We start from the raw sequence: 17,237 nt of genomic DNA, 5'->3' as shown, positions 1-17,237 counted from the left end.
ATCACGGAATTAATACTTGAGTAACACTTTACAAAAAAATCTAAATTATAAAAAATATGTTGTAGATAACCGTCTTCAATATTTCAAACCTCATGCAAGTAGAATTGAAAAAACATTTGCTGAAGAAATATCTTTTAGTTTAAACAGGCGTTGTAAATTCATCTCTCCTAAATTTTTTTATGACAAAAAGGGCTCAGATTTATTTGAAAAAATTTGTATGTTGCCTGAATATTATCCTACTAAAACCGAAATTATAATTTTAAAAAAACTTCAAAATGAATTGCCTTCGTATTTGGACAAAAATTTCAGAGTCGTTGAATTAGGTAGTGGCGCATCTGTAAAAACAAGAATAATTCTTGATATTTTTTCAAAAATTTGTGATGTTGTTGAATATTTTCCTATAGATATTTCTGAGATTTTAGCGGAAAGTTCAGAGAATTTATTGAAAGATTATGAACATTTGCATATAACTGGAATAATTGATACCTATGAAGGTGGTTTAGAATTTCTAAAAAACTATGATGAGAAAAAAAACTTAATTTTATTTTTAGGTTCTAGTTTTGGAAATTTCTCCCCTGTTGATGGACATGAATTCCTACAAAAAATAAATTCCACCATGAAAAAAGGTGATCTTTTTCTGATTGGACTTGACTTAGTAAAGGATAAACAGATTTTAGAATCTGCTTATGATGATTCGCAAGGCATAACTGCGGAATTTAATCTAAATGTTCTTTCTAGAATCAATGATGAACTTGATGCAGATTTTAATTTAAATAATTTTTCACATCATTCACTATACAACGAAAATGATCAGAGAATTGAGATGTATCTAAAATCTCTAGTAAACCAATCTGTAGTAATATCAAAATCTGACCTTTTATTGAATTTGGAAAAAGACGAACTGATTCACACCGAATATTCTCACAAGTATAAGTTGTCTGATATACATAAACTTCTTGATGATGTGGGATTTGACATCAAACATACTTGGTTAGATGACAAAAATCATTTTTCACTAACACTCGTATCCAAAATCTAGATATCTTTTGCACATCTAAACCCGGAAAATAACCAACGTTCATCTAATCTGAAAAAATTTCTATAGCTTCCTCTGATGGACATTTTTGGTGTTGCAAATGATCCTCCTCTCAAAACTTTTTGATTTGTAAACCACTTGTCATTGTATTCATCAAATCCCGATTTGAATCCTGGATACCCGATAAATTCTGATGATGTCCATTCCCAAACATCTCCAATCATTTGTTGACATCCTGAAGGACTAGTACCATTTGGGAATGTTCCTAGTTCTGTACATTTCCAATAATATGATTCTAATAAATTACATTTGTCTTTTTCTGGCTCTTCATTTCCCCAAGGATAAATTGATTTTTCTTGTTTTTCTTCATTCCAACAAGCAGCTTTTTCCCATTCAGCTTCTGTAGGAAGTCTTTTTCCTGCCCATTTGCAATATGCATCGGCTTCATAATAGCTTACATGGCATACTGGCTCATTTGGATTGATTTTTCTAATTCCTATAAAATCTCGGACATTCCATTCTCCGTCAATTTTTTCCCAATACATGGGAGAACTCCATTTGTTTTCTTTTACTTTCTCCCATCCGTCTGACAACCAATATTTGTAATTCTCATATCCTCCATCTTCGATGAATTCTAAATACTGTTGATTAGAAACTGGAAATACATCCATCTTGAAATCATTAAGGTAAACTTTGTGTTCAGGAAGTTCTATGTCGTAACAAAAGTTTTTTCCATTGTAACCCATTTCATAAATTCCTCCTTTGATGTAGGTTGATTTTTTATCATTCACTTTTGGTTTGTCTGCAATGTCTTTTTTCACTGGTCTATATTGTTCAGCAAGAAGATGTTGCAAATCATACACTAAAAGTTCTTGATGTTGGCATTCATGATGAAACCCCATTGTGATAGTTTTAATTGCATTTTCATCTAATGTCTGTGATTTGATAAATTTCTCCACTCTTTGATTAATAGTGTTAAAATATTGAAACAATTGATCAACGGTTGGTCTGGAAATTACTCCTCGCAATCCTTTGTCATGTGGAACTCCAAATTGTTGATAATACGAATTTAGATACTCTGTAAATTCTTTTGAGTAAAATTCATAATTTTTATCTAATTTGCTCATGATTGCCTCATAAATCCAACTAACATGACCGATATGCCATTTTGGAGGGCTCATAAAAAAAGCAGTTTGAACAACAAAGTCGTCTTTTTCTAAAGTTTTTACTAGTTCTAGTGTTCTATTTCGTGTTTCTTTAAACTGTTCTAATAATACTCCCTTTTGATCTAACTTTTGACTGGAGGCCATTAATGAACAATGATCTTTTTTCTATTATTATATTTGTGGCTAATTTCTTTTAGTATCCTCTAGCAAAAATTGGGATTGATTGACTTTGCTCTTGACAGTATATGCATTTTAGATTTAAATTTTCACTGCCAAATGGAATTACTCTGATATCTGCTCCTGTTTCTTCTTTAATTTTTTCTTCACATTTTGATGTTCCACACCATGGCGCATTCAAGAAACCCCCTCCCTCAATTTTAGATTTGAATTCTGAGTAGTTTGATATGTTTATGCTGTTCTTTTTCGATTGTTCTTGTGCATTTTTTAGCATCTCTTTTTGAATTTCATCTAAAATTATAATAATTCTCTCGATATCTGTAAAACTCAAATTTGTTTTCTCACAATTGTATCTTTTTGCAATAACTACACTTTCTTTTTCAATATCTTTAGGTCCAATTTCTATTCTTAGTGGAACTCCTTTTAGTTCCCAATCATTAAATTTGTAGCCTGGGGATAATCCTTCTCTGTTGTCAACATGAACTCTGATTCCTTTTAATTCTAATTTATTTTTGATTTCCTCAACTTTTGGTAATACTTTTTCTTTACCCTCATCATTTTTATAAATTGGAACAATTACAACTTGTGTTGGTGCTACTTTTGGAGGTAATACTAATCCTTTATCATCTCCATGTACCATGATCATCGCTCCGATTAATCTCCATGACACTCCCCATGAAGTTTGCCATGCAAAATGTTCTACATTATCCTTGTCTGCAAATTTCACTTCAAATGGTTTTGAAAAATTTTGTCCTAGAAAATGAGATGTGCCCATCTGCAATGCTTTTCCATCTGGCATGATTGATTCCATAGTAGTTGTATATACTGCACCGACAAACTTCTCTTTTTCACTTTTCTTTCCCACTGTTACAGGAATTGCCAATTCCTCTTCTACTGAATTTTTGTAAATCTCTAAAATTTTAATCACTTCTTCTTCTGCTTCTTCCTGTGATGTGTGGACTGTATGTCCTTCTTGCCATAAAAATTCTGATGTTCTAAGAAATGGTTTCGTAGCTTTGATTTCTGCTCTCAAAGCTGTATTCCAAAAATTAATTTTTAGTGGTAAGTCTCTCCAACTTTGAATCCATTTGGCGTACATTGTATATGCCAGAGTTTCTGATGTTGGTCTCAGTGCAAGTTTATCTCCAATTTCATTTGTTCCTGAATGAGTTACCCAAAAAACTTCTGGATTAAATCCTGCAAAGTGTTTTTGTTCTTTACCTAATAATGATTCTGGGATTAAAATTGGGAGAAATCCGTTCCTGATTCCATTTTTTGCAAATTTTTTATCAAATGTGCTTCTTAATGATTCCCAAATGGAATATCCATCCGGCCTAAGCACAATCAATCCTTTCACTGGTGCATAATCTGCAAGTTTTGCTTTAAGGACTACTTGTGTATACCACTCACTAAAATCATCGTTTTTTGAAACTGTGATCCCTATGTCTTCTTTACTCAAGCTAAAACTCAAAGAATTAATTTAACTAATGAGCCTTTCGTGAGAATTTTGAAAATCTATATTTTCTTTAAAGAGCATCCCCTTTACAGAGAACTTTGCCCATTACCCTGCTTTGGAAATTTGGGCACACAAAACACTGAATAAATTGAATCTCTTCTTTTAATACTGGACAATCAACAAATTCTTGTTTCATTTTTTTGAGCATTTTTGGACTGACACCTTTTAATTTCAATTTTCCTTTTTCATCCATCATGCCTGATGCTTTTAACTCGTCTTTTACATCCTGTGGCAGTTTTTGTCTTCCTTCTTTTTCATTTATGTCAACTTCATATTTGTGTTCTAATTCTGCCATGTTTAATCATAAAACATACGGTGATTTATTACTAGCGTTTTTTGGATCTCAAAAAAAGTTTAAACTTTAATATAATTAGCAATTTTTTTGCAAATCAGAAATCCGTTGCTTGCAATTTTTGATGTTGAAGGTGTTTTATATGATGAAGAATACCTTCCACTCCTCGCAGAAAAACTCCACAAAGAAGATGAGATTTGGGAAATTACCAAACAAGGAATTCAAGGTAAAATTAACTGGGAAGAAGGTTTGAGAACAAGAGTTGGCGCTCTTAAAGGCCTTGATCAAAAAGTGTGTCAGGAAGTCGCTGATGCATTACCAATAATGACTGGTGCAAAAGAACTGTGTAGCGTCTTAAAAGCTGCTGGTTGGAAACTCATGGCAGTTTCAGGTGGATTCACTTTGATGATGGATCGATTACAAAAAGAACTGGGTCTTGATTATGTCTTTTCTAATGAATTATTATTTAAAGACGGAAAACTTGATGGTGTGATTATTAATGTTGATTCTGATAAATCCAAATCTGCTAAAATAAAAATTAAAGAATGGGGTGAAAAAATAGAAGACATAGTTTGTGTTGTAGATGGAGCAAATGATGTAAAATTATTTGATATCTGTGGTTTAGGAATTGCTTATCGGGCTCAGGATATAGTCAAAGATTTAGCTACTACTACTTTGGAAGAAAAAGATCTTTCTAAAGTTCTAGATATTATTAACAAACATTACAAGATACAATTGGAAACAGTTTCTCCTGCCTAAACAATTTTTTAGTCCATCTTTTTAGTTATCTTACTTGCAAATCATCCCAATCTTTATTGAAAAAGAAATTGAACCCTCTGACAATATCTCTGAATTAATCATAAAATCTTCTGAACTGAACAATGGAGATATTATTGTAATTGCACAAAAAATAATCTCAAAACAAGAAGGAAGAATTGTCAGTTTATCTAATATTGTACCATCTTTATTGTCTCAAGGAATTGGCTCTCAATATCAAAAAGATCCACGATTAATTGAATTAATTTTATCTGAAACAAAAAGAATTGTCCGAATGAAAAATGGAATAATAATAGTTGAAACAAAAAATGGTTTCATTTGTGCAAATGCAGGCATTGATGAAAGCAATGTAAAAGAAGGACATGCTACTATGTTGCCGATTAACTCTGATGTCTCTGCAGAATCTATTCGTTACAATATTTTAAAACAAACTAACAAAAATGTGGCAGTAATCATTTCTGATACGTTTGGCCGTCCTTTTCGTATGGGTCAAACTAATTGTGCAATTGGTATTTCTGGATTAAATCCTATAATTGATTATGCTGGAACTCTTGATTCATTTCAAAAAATTTTACGTGTTACTGCGATTGCTATAGCTGATGAGCTTTCTTCTGCAGCAGAATTGGTAATGGGAAAATCGCTGAAATCTCCAATTGCAATAATACGTGGTTACACATTTAAAATTGAAGAACACGTTATTGATGAATTAATTCGTCCAGAACATGAAGATCTTTTTAGATGATTCTCTTCTCTTTCAATAGGATTATAATCTAAAGAAGAAGATTTCTTTTGAAATTGCCCATTAACGCTGAATTACACTGCCATAACTCCTTTTCAAATTTTCATGTTGGTGAAGAAGAACCTCCATACGATTGTAATATATCAATACGGGATCAACTTGAGCGTTCATATAATTTAGGATTAAATGCAATTTTTGTAACAAACCACAATACTCTAGATGGGTATCATCAATTACTGGAATACAAAAATGATCATGAAAAATTCAAAAACATAGATGTTTTTCCAGCAGAAGAGATCACAATTGATAATGGGGCACATGTTTTGGCATATGGGATTCATGATGAAATTCCTGCAGGCATTTCTCTTGATGACGTAATTGATAAAATCCGGGATCAGGGAGGGGTTTCATCTGCACCTCACCCCTTTAGCCTACTTGATGCATTACGTGACAATGCAAAAAAATGTGACATGGTTGAAGTTTTCAATAGTAACAATATTGACATACTATCCAATGCTAGAGCAACTCAATTTGCATTAGACAATGATATGATTCAAGTTGCAGGAAGTGACTCCCATGTAATATCAACACTTGGAAGATGTGTGAATATAATTGATTCAGAAAATAATCTTGATGACATTTTACGAGCAATGAAAAAAGGGAAAATCAGTATATCTCAAACAGGCTATGCATTACAATCCGAAACACTAGATCATCTAAAATACAAAATTAATAATTCTAAGGATTATCTGATTGATTATATTTCTGAACACTACCCAAATTCAAAATGGCTTTTGACATTATTGCTAAGAATCTATGATTCAAACCAAAATAGTCACATGTGGTCTTTATTTTACAACATTGCAATCTATCTGATGAGACGAATCTCACAAAAAATTAATTTTCAAAATCAGGATCCTGGTTTCATGAAAGACAGAAATTTGGCTACCATGTTCAAAATGGCATTATGAATCAAAATAGGATAATCTAAACTCAACCATCTACAGTATTTCTGATGTTAGGGTCTTGAACTAACTTTGTAATTCCCTTTTGACGAACCAAATTTCCCTTTAACAATAAGCAGTTAATGCTCAAAAAACGATTTCAGTCTATAATTAATTCTACTTTAGACGCCTGTAAATTTCTTTGAACTCTTTTGAAAGATTATATGAAATGTTTAGCATATGTGTTAACTGGTTCATTGATGTTTTGCCCTTGCCTATCTGCCTTAGAATTGTCAAAGCCTTTTGTGGGGAAGTGGCAGATGGCGGTTTTTGATTAGACCATGTTTTAAACGAGTCCTCTACATCCAAACAAAAGTTTAGAACAAATTCCTTCCAATTCTCCATCTTGTTTAGTTTCTCTTTTCCTAAAAATGCCTCAGATAGTGTCTGAAATTCGTTCTTTCTGTCTGTGTATAGCATTCTAAGAGCTTGGTGAATTTTCTCTTCAGTGTATTCTCCAGTGTTTAGCATATACATTCCTTGAATGCTCATTGTTTTACTTCCTCTGCTTTTACAGTTAAACAATTTTCTTGTTTCTCCATCTTCTTGGGGTATACTCTATTTTTTGCTCTGACTCGTAATTTAGTATTGCAACAAGAACATCTGATTGACTCTGTTTTGACGAATTTGGAACATATTGTACACCATTTCAATCCATTTTGATATTTTAATCCATTTTCAAATCTTTTTGTGATAAAATCAATACAGTATCCTTTACATCTTGGTGCCAATCTATTTTTTCATGGATTGTTCTAGATAAACAAGTTGTATTGTGTTGTTTGCAAGTGATTGCAAAATAAACTTCATTGTTAAATGCTGTGTGTGGAATTATGGTTCATGGATAGAAATATTATCATGATTGCAGCCCTTGCCTCCTTTGGTGTGGCGTTTGGTTTGTGGTTAGTTGTTTCTGAGACTCCCTCAGTATCATATGCAGAAAATATTTCTATCCAAAATCCCCCAGTTACACGAACTTTCACTGTATTTGCAGAAGATACGACTGTTGAAATTGCTCCTGGCAAGAGAATCGAAGCTTGGACGTATAATGGAACAATCCCTGGTCCTACCTTGAGGGCAACTGAAGGTGACAGAGTCATAATCAATTTCATCAACAATGGCAAACTTCCACATACTATGCATTTTCACGGAGATCATAACGAGAAAAATGATGGAGTATTCCAAGAAGTACTACCAGGTGATTCTTACACATATGATTTCATAGCAGAACCAGCTGGTGCATTCATGTATCACTGCCATGTGATGCCCGTATCTGAACACATCCGAAACGGATTGTATGGTGCATTCATTGTAGACCCCAAGGAGGGACTAGAACCTGCACGAGAATATGTCCTCGTAAAAGGAGAATATGATTTGGAAGATCAGGAGACCTGGACTCCTGATTACGTGTTTTTCAATGGGTATGCTGACCAGTACTGGACAAACCCATTACCTGCAAAAACCAACGAACTAGTCCGATTGTACTATATTGATATGGGGGCAATCGCGGCTTTTGGTTTCCATATACACGGAACAATATTTGATACGATTACTTCGGGAATTTGGGAAAATGAACCAATTAAAACGCAGACATGGGAAGTAAGTCCTGGAAATGCCGCAATATTTGAGGCAAAATGGAAAGAGCCTGGAAGGTATCTATTCCATTTGCATGGGGTGCCTGAAGAAAAGGGCACCATGGCTTACTTTGATGTAAGGGATGCTACTCCTGATGCAGTTGATGGTGTAGATGTTGCAAAAACTAAATCCATTGACATGTGGGAATGGCAGCAAGAGATTGCTGTCAGTTTGCAACAACCTGATCCTGATGCCGAAATTACTAAAACATTAGTCTCATCTGATCATGAGCAACACCATATCCCTACATCAGGCGATGCTGACACTTCGCAAATAGTTGAAACCACCCTTTGTGAAGTAGAAGAAGGCTCTGCAGTAAAGTCGTCTAACAAATCATACTATCCAAAAATTACTCAGATAAAAGCTGGAGATACTGTTACATGGACAAACAAGGACATCTCTGTTCATACTGTTACAAGCAATGATGAACTCTTTGATTCTGGAATGATGATGTCAGGCGATTCTTTTGAGCAGACATTTGATGAGATTGGTTTGTATGAATACTATTGCATGCTTCATCCTTGGATGACTGGAACTGTAAAAGCAGTATGATTATTTCTCAAAAGATAACTCCATCATTCTATCTTTAATGTTAAAATCAATTTTTTTCTCAAATGCGTCATTGAAAATTAATTCTAATACTGTTTTGTGATATAACGACCAGTTGTATCCTAAATCGTGTTTTATGATGTAACTGTGTCTTGAATCTTTTATAGAATAATTCATCTCAAAATCTGAAATTTTCATTCTTGTTACAAACCATGAAACAAATGAATCAATATCCATAGAGCCTTTCATGAATGTGGCTATATCTGACACAATGCTATGGCCTATCTGTGTTGCCAATTCAATTGTCTCTTGTTCTGACAGTTTTTGAAATAATGCAGTTACAATGGGTTTTGCTATTGGAACCATGCCTACCTTGGGCTCAAACATCCCCCAATCCACATATCTTGAGAAAATTTTGTTTGCCAACACATTCAAACTAACTCCCTGTAATTCAGATTCTGATCTTAGCTTATCTAGGATCTCCCTATCTAATCTAAATGACATAGTCTCAGTTTTCTTTTTTTGCTCAATAGTCAATTGGTTTTTTACAATGATTATTAGTTAATTATGTATTGTGTTTTGAAAATTTGTAACCCGATTGGAAGCTTGCCTTATGACAAATCAACTGTGTTGTTTACCATCTAATATAATTAAGAACGATAATTAACAATATGGAAACATGTCCAAAGTGTTCAAATCTAGTTCAAACAAGTGATACGAACATTGCTCTCCATGCAAAACAACCTTGGAGAAAAATTCAAGCAAAATTCTGCATTGGTTGTGATTTTGTAGAATTATTCCATAACTAATATTATGAAAATCATCAAAAATTACATTCATTGTGGACGAGAGTTTGTTAGCTTGTTTGAGAAAATCTGTTCAAACAAATGTGGAAAAGAAATTTCTTGAATTTGAAAGATATTCAAATTCTTGGAAGATCCACTTTGTATTTTTTACATCTAGGTCTTGTTCTTAGACGATAGTTACAACACGGGCAGAATACCCCTTCATACAACATCCATTGATTACATTGCTGACACCGCTTGTGACCTGGTTTGTATCTTCTCTCCAAGCCTGATCTGAGCACTTCAAATTCTTTGCATTTTCCCACACACAATGGATGTGAATCAGAATTGCGTGACATTATGCTATCTCTGGTGCTAAAGGTTTGTAGTGCATATCCACCAATCTACATGTGGAATGGATTTGTTCTTCTGTTTCTAAACGGCAATCATTACAGACAAATTTTATTGGCTGTGTGCAAATTGAGCATTTTTGTTTTATTTTTAATTTGATTCCACATCTTCTACAACTATCGATTCTCATACATCCATCAGGCATTGATTTCTCAAAGACCCTCGTAAGTTTCAGAGGTTACATGTAAGCTAGCAAGCTTACCAAGGTTAATCATCACTTTTGCATATCCATAATCATGCGAGAACAATGCTTCCCTAGACCAGAACATGGTGTGACTTTTTCTCACACAGTTCTCGCTTTTTCAAAGGAGTTATAATGAAATTTCAAGCTAAATCAAAATCCCTAAACATTCCAAGACATAAAAGGACATACTGGATATTTTATGCTGTTGCAGTAATTTTAGTATCTGTACTATCGGTGATTTTATGATCAAACCAAGTACATTGTATATTATTGCAGGCATAATAGTAGGATTTGGTATTGCATCTGTATTACTACTCCAATCTCCTGAAATACAAACAACTGTTGCAGATTCAACTAATATTTATCCAAAATTTGAAAATCCAGATCCTCAAACATTACATTATACACTAATTGCCCAAGATGCCGAAATTGAAGTTGCAGGTGGTGTTAGAGCAACAGTTTGGACATACAATGGAACAGTTCCAGCTCCTACTCTTAGATTCAATGAAGGAGACGATGTTACTGTAAAATTTGTTAACGATACTCCATATGCACATACTGTTCATTTTCATGGAACTCATGATTCTGTAAACGATGGTGTGTTTCCAATGATAATGCCAGGTGAAGAATACACGTATCATTTTATCGCAGAAGAATCAGGACTTTTCATGTATCATTGTCATGCATTTCCTACAACTGAGCATGTGAGAATGGGAATGTTTGGAACAATGATTATTGATCCTGCCATACGTCCAATGGAGCCTGCAAGAGAGTATTTTTTCACTTTAAGTGAGTTTGATCCAACTGAAACTCTGGCATATTTCACAGAATACTACCCAATTAACGGATATGCTGGACAATACATGGATAATCCAATCAAAGTTGTAGCAGGAGAGTTAACACGATTTTATGTAGTAGGTATTGGAGGTGTACTCCAATCACCATTTCATATTCATAGTACCATAATGCAAGTGTATCCATCAGGAATTTTATGGAATGAACCATACTTTGCACAAACACATTTGATTGGAAATGGTGATACTGCAATAATTGAAGCTACTTGGGATACTCCTGGTAGATACCTATTCCATGTTCATGGTATTCAAGAAGAACGAGGCTCTATGGCAATAATTGAAGTGCTTGAAGATGCATCATCATTGTCTAACATTCAAAAACCAAGTAACAACAAGGGAAGCTATTCTATGATAGAATGGCAAGAAGACTTGATCAAATCCTTAGAAAAACCAGTGATAATATCATATGAGAATTTAGGTCAGGTTCAAGTTAGTCATGCTGAAAAAGTTCAAACAGATAAAGTATCCATTGTCAAAAATTCTTGGAATCCCGACATTGTAGAATCATATTTTCCAACTTTGATAGAAATTAAATCTGGAACAACAGTGACTTGGACAAACGATGATTCTGTTGTACATACTGTAACTGATAATGAAAAATCATTTGATTCAGAATTTATTCAGGCAGGCAATACTTGGAGTCATACATTTGAGAATCCTGGTATGATTGATTATATTTGCACATTGCACCCATGGATGCAAGGCACTGTTAGTGTTAGATCATAACAGCATTGTTCAACATGAAAAATTGTAATATGATTTTAAATACAATGTGGGAGAATAATTGCTGATGTCATTGAGCCGAGAAAATCTTGAATCTAAACTAAAAGAAAACGGTATTTCATCTGATGATTTGACTCATATTTTAAATTATTATGATGATGCAGAAAAATATCGCCAACTCAAAGAAAAAATGAATGAAATAGAATCTGATTCATATCTTCTTGACAGACTGGAAGCATGTGATACTTCAGGTGCTGCTGAAATTCTCAGAGAGTTCATATCTTCAAAATGAGTGCTACTAATCAATTACGTGCAGATCATGATCAGGTAAAACGCCTGGAAAAAATAGTTTTCAAATGTTCTGATGAGTTAGAACAAGGCACAGAAATTCCATTTTCAGATTTGAATAAAATCATGATAGTAATTTCTGAATTTGTAGATACGATTCATCATTCACGTGAAGAAGACTCGTATTTTCCATGTGTTTCAAATCATGACACGCTCAAAGAAGAGATTCATAGATTTCTTGTTGAACATGAGTTTGGTAGAAATGTTGCACGACAAATATCTCGTCATTTAAAATTATGGAAGGGCGGTTCTGATGAACGGGAACCTGTCTCAAGGTTTCTAAAGGCATATGGCGTGTTTCTAAAAGATCATCTGCACAAAGAAAACAAATTTTTTGATGATGCTGAGGCAAATGTGCTAACAAAAGAAGAAGAGGTTGATATGTATGAGGAATACAAATCAGTGTTTGCTGTAGTAAAGAAAGTAGAAGAAATGATTGCAGAAATTGCCTTTTTGGAGTCATGTTCTTGGTATCAAAAATGATGTGCTGTATCTCTGACTGAATCTAATTTTCGACTAGTTTTATAGTGCATGAATCTGATGATCATGCATGACTGATCTGATTGATGAGGCGGCAGATTATGTGCTGGAGTTAGCTAGCCCTCAAAGACTAAGTATTTTGTTTAAACTATTGAGCAAAAATTTAGCCCCTTCAACATGTGCCAAAGAAATTGATGCGACAAGACAGGAAGTGCACAGAAATTTCTCACGTCTTGAAAAAACTGGCTTGATAAAAAAAACAATAGACGGTACATACACATTAACGACATTTGGAAAAAGTATCTGTACACAAGTTCCTTCGTTAGTATTTTTATTACAAAATAGGAAATATTTTGAAAATCATGATTTTGGGAACATTCCTCATAAATTCAATATGCGTTGTGGTCAACTTGCAATTAGCGAATATGTCAAAGGAGTATCTAAAGTGTTAGAGCAATGGAAGAATATCTACAAAAATTCTAGTGAGTATATTTATGAAGTAGTTTCTGAAGTGCCTCTTGATATTATTGAACCCTTGGTAAAACAAATCAAAAAAGGTGTCAAATTCAATTATATTTTTTCAGAACCCACTGTAGTTCCAAAGGGAAGAAAGGCATTATTAAAAAAATTAGGATTTGATAAGTTAATAGAAAAGGGCTTAGTTGAGCGTAAAATGATGACTAATGCACACACTACCCTTGTCCTTAATGAAAAAGAAGCGTGTGTTATGTTTCCTGGCATTGATGGCGAATCTGATATTACTGAAATGTTTTATTCAAAAGATCCTATGTTTCATGAATGGTGTCTTGATTATTTCCGATATTGCTGGCATGGCTCTGATGTGTTTCAAGAAAGTAAACTAAAAGAAATTTAAAAAAATTATTTTTGTGGTTTTGAATATAAATAGAACAAATCTGGATGCGTTTATGGCTTATCATTGTAATGCAATACTGACTTATTTGGATTCTAATGATTAACTAGATCACAATTAAAATACCTAAAAATATGTTAAAAATCATATGAAGTCTTTTGTAAGTATAAGTACGAAACTAATTGTTTTGATGCTTGCAATTAGCATAGCATCTATTGCTGTTACAACTGGCCTTGCATACAATTTTGCAGATAGTGTAATCAAAAATAATGTCAAAGAATCTCTAAAAGATGAATCAGAAACACGTGGTCAGACAATTTCATCAATCATTGAATCACGAATTACAAAATTACAGAGTTTTACCCAAAATCAAGTTGTTCAAGAATCATTTGATGTCTTGATACCTGGACTTGATGATGTTTCATTTCATAATATTCTTGAAGAACAACTTCCCCATCTTCATGATGAATTTCAATCATTTCAATTAAATGAGTTTGAAGCTGGAATAAGAGACCTTCAGATTATCAATATGAGGGGAAAACCAATATTTTCATTAAATGAAAAAATTGATCCTATAACATACATCAAAGACAACTACAAAGTAAATGATGTAACTGTAGAGTTTACACAAGATCTTGACAAAACTCGCCTGATGAATATTTCATTGCCTATTCTTTCAGATAGTGGCAATCAGGTGGGTGTGATGATTGCAAGTATGGGGAGTTCTGTCTTTGATAACATACTGCTGAACAGATTTGGCTTGCATGAGACAGGCGAAGTTTATTTGGTGAATAAAAACAAGATGATGATTTCTGAATCAATATTTTTTGAAAACACACCATTTAATCAAAAAGTAGACACATTTGCAGTAAGTGAATGCTTTGATAATGGACGAAATGTAGAGGCTGTTGATTATACTGATTACAGAAATGTTGACATCTTTGGATATTCTTACTGTCAAAAAGATCTTGGATTTGTTTTGTTAACTGAAGTAGATGAGTCTTCTATCTTAAAACCAATTACAGAATTACAAAATAAGATAATTTTAGTTGGAATTAGTCTTATTGTTATTGCAAGTATTGTTACTTTCATACTGTCTAGAAGAATATCACAACCAATTCTCAAATTGCGTGATGCAGCTAAAGAACTCTCCTCAGGAAACTTTGATGTTAGAACAAACATTAAGACAAATGATGAGATTGAACAGTTATCCACATCATTTGATGATATGGCAAAGACAATAGAGGAAACAATTTCTGCAATAGGAAAGCGAGAAAACATCATTAAACAACAAGGGGATATTCTGTCAAAATACTTTGAAGAAAAGCGTGAGAGCTATGTCTGTTTGGTTGATTTAGTGGGCTCAATCAAAATTACTAAAACTCTAAATGCTGAGCAGAAAAAACGATATGGCCAAATCTTTACTGATTCTGTTGTCCCAATCATCAAAAAACATGAAGGAATACCTGTCAAGATTATTGATGATGCAGTACTGTTTTACTTTCCTGCATCCAAAGATGATGATGCTCTATCAAACATGCTAGATTGTTGTTTGGAAATCTCAAAGATGGATAAAGAACTCAATGAGAAGACGAAGTCTGAAAATCTTCCAGGGATGGCATACCGAATAAGTTCTGCATTTGGAATTGTAAATGAAGCAAAAACATCTGATTCCTCATTAGATGATATTTTTGGAGAGCCTGTAAACATCTGCTTTAAGATAAATCAGTATGCATTACCTAATACAACTGTGGTGGATAATTCTGTGTATGAAAAAGCAAAAGATCTTCAATTCAAATTTACAAAAATAGATCAAAGCCTGATAAAAGATCTGGAATATACTGTGTTTATTCTGTCCTCAAAATGATAGGTAAAGCTAATTTGTTATAGCTACGCTTTCACTAGTTAAAATAGATTTTAATATAACAAAACGTCTTTGATGAATTAGATATCATGTCTGAATCTCCTGATAAAAAATTAGACGCAACAGGTTTGTTTTGTCCTGAACCTGTATTCAGAACAAAAATTGAAATTGAAAGAATGCAAGTTGGTGAAACCTTGACCGTATCTGCCGATGATCCTGCTGCAGAAGATGACATATCCCGGTGGGTTACACGAAACGGTCATGAATTATTAGATTTATCCAAAGATGGTAATGTAATTACTTTTCAAATTAAAAAGGTGAAATAACCGGAATTATGACCACTGTCACTGATACAGATGTCTTAAGTCGTGTGGGCAACACTCCTCTTGTAAAACTAAATTCTCTTTCACACAACAATACTGAATATTTTGCAAAATTAGAAGGCCATAACCCATTCGGTTCAGTAAAGGATAGGGCAGCCTATTGGATGATCAAAGATGGTGAAGAGCGAGGGATTTTAACAAAAGGAAAAAGCATCATCATAGAACCCACTTCTGGAAACACAGGAATTGCGTTAACTGGTATTGCAAATGTGTTGGGGTACAAAGTTGAGATTGTGATTCCAGAAAAAGCCAGTAATGAAACCAAAGATATCATTAGAAATCTTGGTGCTAAAGTGTTTGAGACAAGCGATGATTTATGTCCTAAAGTTGGGGCCGGAACCGATCAAAGCATTGCTCTAGCTACATCCATTGCTTCCTCAAGACCTGACACTTACTATTCACCAAATCAATATGCTAATGAAGCAAATTTCAAAGGACATTATGTTGGCACAGGTCCTGAAATTTGGAAACAAACTGATGGGAAAGTGACTCATTTTTTTACAGGTGTAGGTACCGGAGGAACCATTACCGGCATTGGGACTTTTCTTAAAGAAAAAAATCCTAATGTCAAAATTATCGGTTGCCAACCACAACAAAATCATTTGATACAAGGTTGGAGGAATTTTGAAGAGTCTGCTAAACCTGATTTATTTTTAAAAAGAGAAAATGTGGTGGATGATTGGGTATCTGTTGACAATAAAGAAGCATTTTCTGTAGTAAAAGAGGTGTTCGAAAAAGATCGACTCTTGATTAGCCCTTCCTCTGCTGCAGTCTATGCGTGTATGAAAAAATATCCTATTAAAGACGATGCATGTGTGGTGGGAATTTTTGCAGATGATGGAAGAAAATTCAAAAGTGTTTATGCATCCCAAAATGTCATGTCTGAAGAAGAATTTGAAAATGCTCTGAATAAAGCACAACATATGTCTGTCTTGGCCTATTAGATTTTATTCCAAAATTTTCTTTAATTCATTTTGATAAAAATTTCTAAATGATCCATTCATCTCTTTTTCATGATTGAGACACTTGTTGCTCTGTTCAGATATTTTATTTTTGATATCTTTGCTCCATTGACTCTTCTGCTTATCTTTAGGATCGGTAATTGATGGATTATCTTTGATTTTCTGCATAATTTCTAATAATTCTAATCCTAGCTGCCTGAATTTGCTTATATGTAATAGAAACATCTGTGATTCTTCTTTATTGATTAAATTCATCATCGAGTGAACTTGATTGTAATATTCTAAACATTTTTCATTATATTTTTTGTATTCCTTCATTCTTTTCTCCCAATATTCTTTGGATGGTTTTTCTTCAACCTTGTAACTAAACTTGATTTCAGCTAATTCTGTTCCTAATTTTGCTAGTTTTTCGCTATGTTCTTTGATTGATTTTTTAACGTTCTCTAAATTTTCACTCATTACACTATCTCCTTCTCAAAACAGT

The 17,237-nt window shown here is 33.6% G+C and carries 20 protein-coding genes; 12 read left to right on the top strand and 8 right to left on the bottom strand.

The features are described from left to right. Positions 1-16: 16 nt before the first annotated feature. Positions 17-1,039 (top strand): L-histidine N(alpha)-methyltransferase, encoded by a 1,023-nt coding sequence (egtD, locus tag K5783_RS05030; RefSeq protein ID WP_297472552.1) that lies wholly within the window; start codon positions 17-19, stop codon positions 1,037-1,039. Here the strand turns inward: egtD and egtB are convergent. The 3 genes from egtB to K5783_RS05015 all read right to left on the bottom strand — a co-directional run bounded on the left by egtB (position 1,036) and on the right by K5783_RS05015 (position 4,190). Beyond that, a complete protein-coding gene (gene egtB, locus K5783_RS05025; protein ID WP_297472550.1) occupies positions 1,036-2,346 on the bottom strand; it encodes an ergothioneine biosynthesis protein EgtB in 1,311 nt (436 codons plus the stop codon). The genes egtD and egtB overlap by 4 nt on opposite strands. Before the next feature lie 49 nt (positions 2,347-2,395). Beyond that, entirely contained in the window at positions 2,396-3,838 is a 1,443-nt protein-coding gene (gene proS / locus K5783_RS05020) for a proline--tRNA ligase (protein ID WP_297472548.1), read from the bottom strand. Positions 3,839-3,905: 67 nt separating this feature from the next. Further along, positions 3,906-4,190: a hypothetical protein gene (locus tag K5783_RS05015; protein WP_297472546.1), complete on the bottom strand. Its 285-nt coding sequence runs from the start codon at positions 4,188-4,190 to the stop codon at positions 3,906-3,908. Between the two features lie 105 nt (positions 4,191-4,295). On the opposite strand from K5783_RS05015, the gene serB reads away from it, so the two are divergent. The 3 genes from serB to K5783_RS05000 are packed head-to-tail and all read left to right on the top strand — an operon-like array spanning position 4,296 to position 6,674. Then, the gene (gene serB / locus K5783_RS05010; protein WP_366939167.1) at positions 4,296-4,946 is read left to right on the top strand and encodes a phosphoserine phosphatase SerB; all 651 of its coding nucleotides are present in this window, start codon (positions 4,296-4,298) and stop codon (positions 4,944-4,946) included. A 34-nt stretch (positions 4,947-4,980) separates the two neighbouring features. After that, a complete protein-coding gene (cofE, locus tag K5783_RS05005; RefSeq protein ID WP_297472542.1) occupies positions 4,981-5,706 on the top strand; it encodes a coenzyme F420-0:L-glutamate ligase in 726 nt (241 codons plus the stop codon). 53 nt (positions 5,707-5,759) lie between these two features. Continuing rightward, on the top strand, positions 5,760-6,674 hold the full coding sequence (locus K5783_RS05000) for a PHP domain-containing protein (protein WP_297472540.1): 915 nt from the start codon (positions 5,760-5,762) through the stop codon (positions 6,672-6,674). Between the two features lie 150 nt (positions 6,675-6,824). Here the strand turns inward: K5783_RS05000 and K5783_RS04995 are convergent, their stop codons facing one another. Next, entirely contained in the window at positions 6,825-7,199 is a 375-nt protein-coding gene (locus K5783_RS04995) for a hypothetical protein (RefSeq protein WP_297472538.1), read from the bottom strand. Positions 7,200-7,544: 345 nt separating this feature from the next. Here K5783_RS04995 and K5783_RS04990 point away from each other — a divergent pair, with 345 nt between their 5' ends. Beyond that, positions 7,545-8,891: a multicopper oxidase domain-containing protein gene (locus tag K5783_RS04990; RefSeq protein ID WP_297472537.1), complete on the top strand. Its 1,347-nt coding sequence runs from the start codon at positions 7,545-7,547 to the stop codon at positions 8,889-8,891. On the opposite strand, the gene K5783_RS04985 is transcribed toward K5783_RS04990, so the two are convergent. The 3 genes from K5783_RS04985 to K5783_RS04975 form a co-directional block, all read right to left on the bottom strand. Further along, complete coding sequence (locus K5783_RS04985) at positions 8,892-9,392, bottom strand: hypothetical protein (RefSeq protein ID WP_297472535.1); 501 nt, start codon at positions 9,390-9,392, stop codon at positions 8,892-8,894. 418 nt (positions 9,393-9,810) lie between these two features. Next, the gene (locus K5783_RS04980) at positions 9,811-10,032 is read right to left on the bottom strand and encodes a hypothetical protein (RefSeq protein WP_297472533.1); all 222 of its coding nucleotides are present in this window, start codon (positions 10,030-10,032) and stop codon (positions 9,811-9,813) included. Then, positions 10,032-10,229 (bottom strand): hypothetical protein, encoded by a 198-nt coding sequence (locus tag K5783_RS04975; protein ID WP_297472531.1) that lies wholly within the window; start codon positions 10,227-10,229, stop codon positions 10,032-10,034. The genes K5783_RS04980 and K5783_RS04975 overlap by 1 nt, the downstream gene beginning before the upstream one ends. 281 nt (positions 10,230-10,510) lie before the next feature. On the opposite strand from K5783_RS04975, the gene K5783_RS04970 reads away from it, so the two are divergent. The 7 genes from K5783_RS04970 (at position 10,511) to K5783_RS04940 (ending at position 16,735) form a co-directional block, all read left to right on the top strand. Continuing rightward, positions 10,511-11,848, top strand: a complete 1,338-nt coding sequence (locus tag K5783_RS04970; RefSeq protein ID WP_297472530.1) for a multicopper oxidase domain-containing protein — start codon at positions 10,511-10,513, stop codon at positions 11,846-11,848. A gap of 64 nt (positions 11,849-11,912) precedes the next feature. Further along, a complete protein-coding gene (locus tag K5783_RS04965) occupies positions 11,913-12,137 on the top strand; it encodes a hypothetical protein (protein ID WP_297472528.1) in 225 nt (74 codons plus the stop codon). Beyond that, the gene (locus tag K5783_RS04960) at positions 12,134-12,676 is read left to right on the top strand and encodes a hemerythrin domain-containing protein (RefSeq protein ID WP_297472526.1); all 543 of its coding nucleotides are present in this window, start codon (positions 12,134-12,136) and stop codon (positions 12,674-12,676) included. The genes K5783_RS04965 and K5783_RS04960 overlap by 4 nt, the downstream gene beginning before the upstream one ends. Positions 12,677-12,743: 67 nt before the next feature. Then, positions 12,744-13,547 carry a transcriptional regulator gene (locus K5783_RS04955; RefSeq protein ID WP_297472524.1) on the top strand — a complete coding sequence of 268 codons (804 nt, stop codon included), beginning with the start codon at positions 12,744-12,746 and terminating at the stop codon, positions 13,545-13,547. A 145-nt stretch (positions 13,548-13,692) separates the two neighbouring features. Next, positions 13,693-15,411, top strand: a complete 1,719-nt coding sequence (locus K5783_RS04950) for a cache domain-containing protein (RefSeq protein WP_297472522.1) — start codon at positions 13,693-13,695, stop codon at positions 15,409-15,411. A gap of 86 nt (positions 15,412-15,497) precedes the next feature. Continuing rightward, complete coding sequence (locus tag K5783_RS04945; RefSeq protein ID WP_297472520.1) at positions 15,498-15,734, top strand: sulfurtransferase TusA family protein; 237 nt, start codon at positions 15,498-15,500, stop codon at positions 15,732-15,734. Positions 15,735-15,742: 8 nt separating this feature from the next. Then, on the top strand, positions 15,743-16,735 hold the full coding sequence (locus K5783_RS04940) for a cysteine synthase family protein (protein ID WP_297472518.1): 993 nt from the start codon (positions 15,743-15,745) through the stop codon (positions 16,733-16,735). Between the two features lie 3 nt (positions 16,736-16,738). Here the strand turns inward: K5783_RS04940 and K5783_RS04935 are convergent, their stop codons facing one another. Further along, a complete protein-coding gene (locus K5783_RS04935; protein ID WP_297472516.1) occupies positions 16,739-17,212 on the bottom strand; it encodes a hypothetical protein in 474 nt (157 codons plus the stop codon). Between the last annotated feature and the right edge of the window lie 25 nt (positions 17,213-17,237).

The sequence above is a fragment of the Nitrosopumilus sp. genome (assembly GCF_025699125.1).
Classification (GTDB): domain Archaea; phylum Thermoproteota; class Nitrososphaeria; order Nitrososphaerales; family Nitrosopumilaceae; genus Nitrosopumilus.
This window is presented reverse-complemented; position numbering and strand designations above follow the sequence as displayed.

Excerpts from the sequence above, each read along its gene's own strand:
- egtB (WP_297472550.1), bottom strand. The coding sequence starts at position 2,346 with ATGGCCTCCAGTCAAAAGTTAGATCAAAAGGGAGTATTATTAGAACAG.
- K5783_RS05015 (WP_297472546.1), bottom strand. The coding sequence starts at position 4,190 with ATGGCAGAATTAGAACACAAATATGAAGTTGACATAAATGAAAAAGAA.
- K5783_RS04995 (WP_297472538.1), bottom strand. The coding sequence starts at position 7,199 with ATGAGCATTCAAGGAATGTATATGCTAAACACTGGAGAATACACTGAA.
- K5783_RS04990 (WP_297472537.1), top strand. The coding sequence starts at position 7,545 with ATGGATAGAAATATTATCATGATTGCAGCCCTTGCCTCCTTTGGTGTG.
- K5783_RS04985 (WP_297472535.1), bottom strand. The coding sequence starts at position 9,392 with ATGTCATTTAGATTAGATAGGGAGATCCTAGATAAGCTAAGATCAGAA.
- K5783_RS04980 (WP_297472533.1), bottom strand. The coding sequence starts at position 10,032 with ATGTCACGCAATTCTGATTCACATCCATTGTGTGTGGGAAAATGCAAA.
- K5783_RS04975 (WP_297472531.1), bottom strand. The coding sequence starts at position 10,229 with ATGCCTGATGGATGTATGAGAATCGATAGTTGTAGAAGATGTGGAATC.
- K5783_RS04970 (WP_297472530.1), top strand. The coding sequence starts at position 10,511 with ATGATCAAACCAAGTACATTGTATATTATTGCAGGCATAATAGTAGGA.
- K5783_RS04965 (WP_297472528.1), top strand. The coding sequence starts at position 11,913 with ATGTCATTGAGCCGAGAAAATCTTGAATCTAAACTAAAAGAAAACGGT.
- K5783_RS04960 (WP_297472526.1), top strand. The coding sequence starts at position 12,134 with ATGAGTGCTACTAATCAATTACGTGCAGATCATGATCAGGTAAAACGC.
- K5783_RS04955 (WP_297472524.1), top strand. The coding sequence starts at position 12,744 with ATGACTGATCTGATTGATGAGGCGGCAGATTATGTGCTGGAGTTAGCT.
- K5783_RS04950 (WP_297472522.1), top strand. The coding sequence starts at position 13,693 with ATGAAGTCTTTTGTAAGTATAAGTACGAAACTAATTGTTTTGATGCTT.
- K5783_RS04945 (WP_297472520.1), top strand. The coding sequence starts at position 15,498 with ATGTCTGAATCTCCTGATAAAAAATTAGACGCAACAGGTTTGTTTTGT.
- K5783_RS04940 (WP_297472518.1), top strand. The coding sequence starts at position 15,743 with ATGACCACTGTCACTGATACAGATGTCTTAAGTCGTGTGGGCAACACT.
- K5783_RS04935 (WP_297472516.1), bottom strand. The coding sequence starts at position 17,212 with ATGAGTGAAAATTTAGAGAACGTTAAAAAATCAATCAAAGAACATAGC.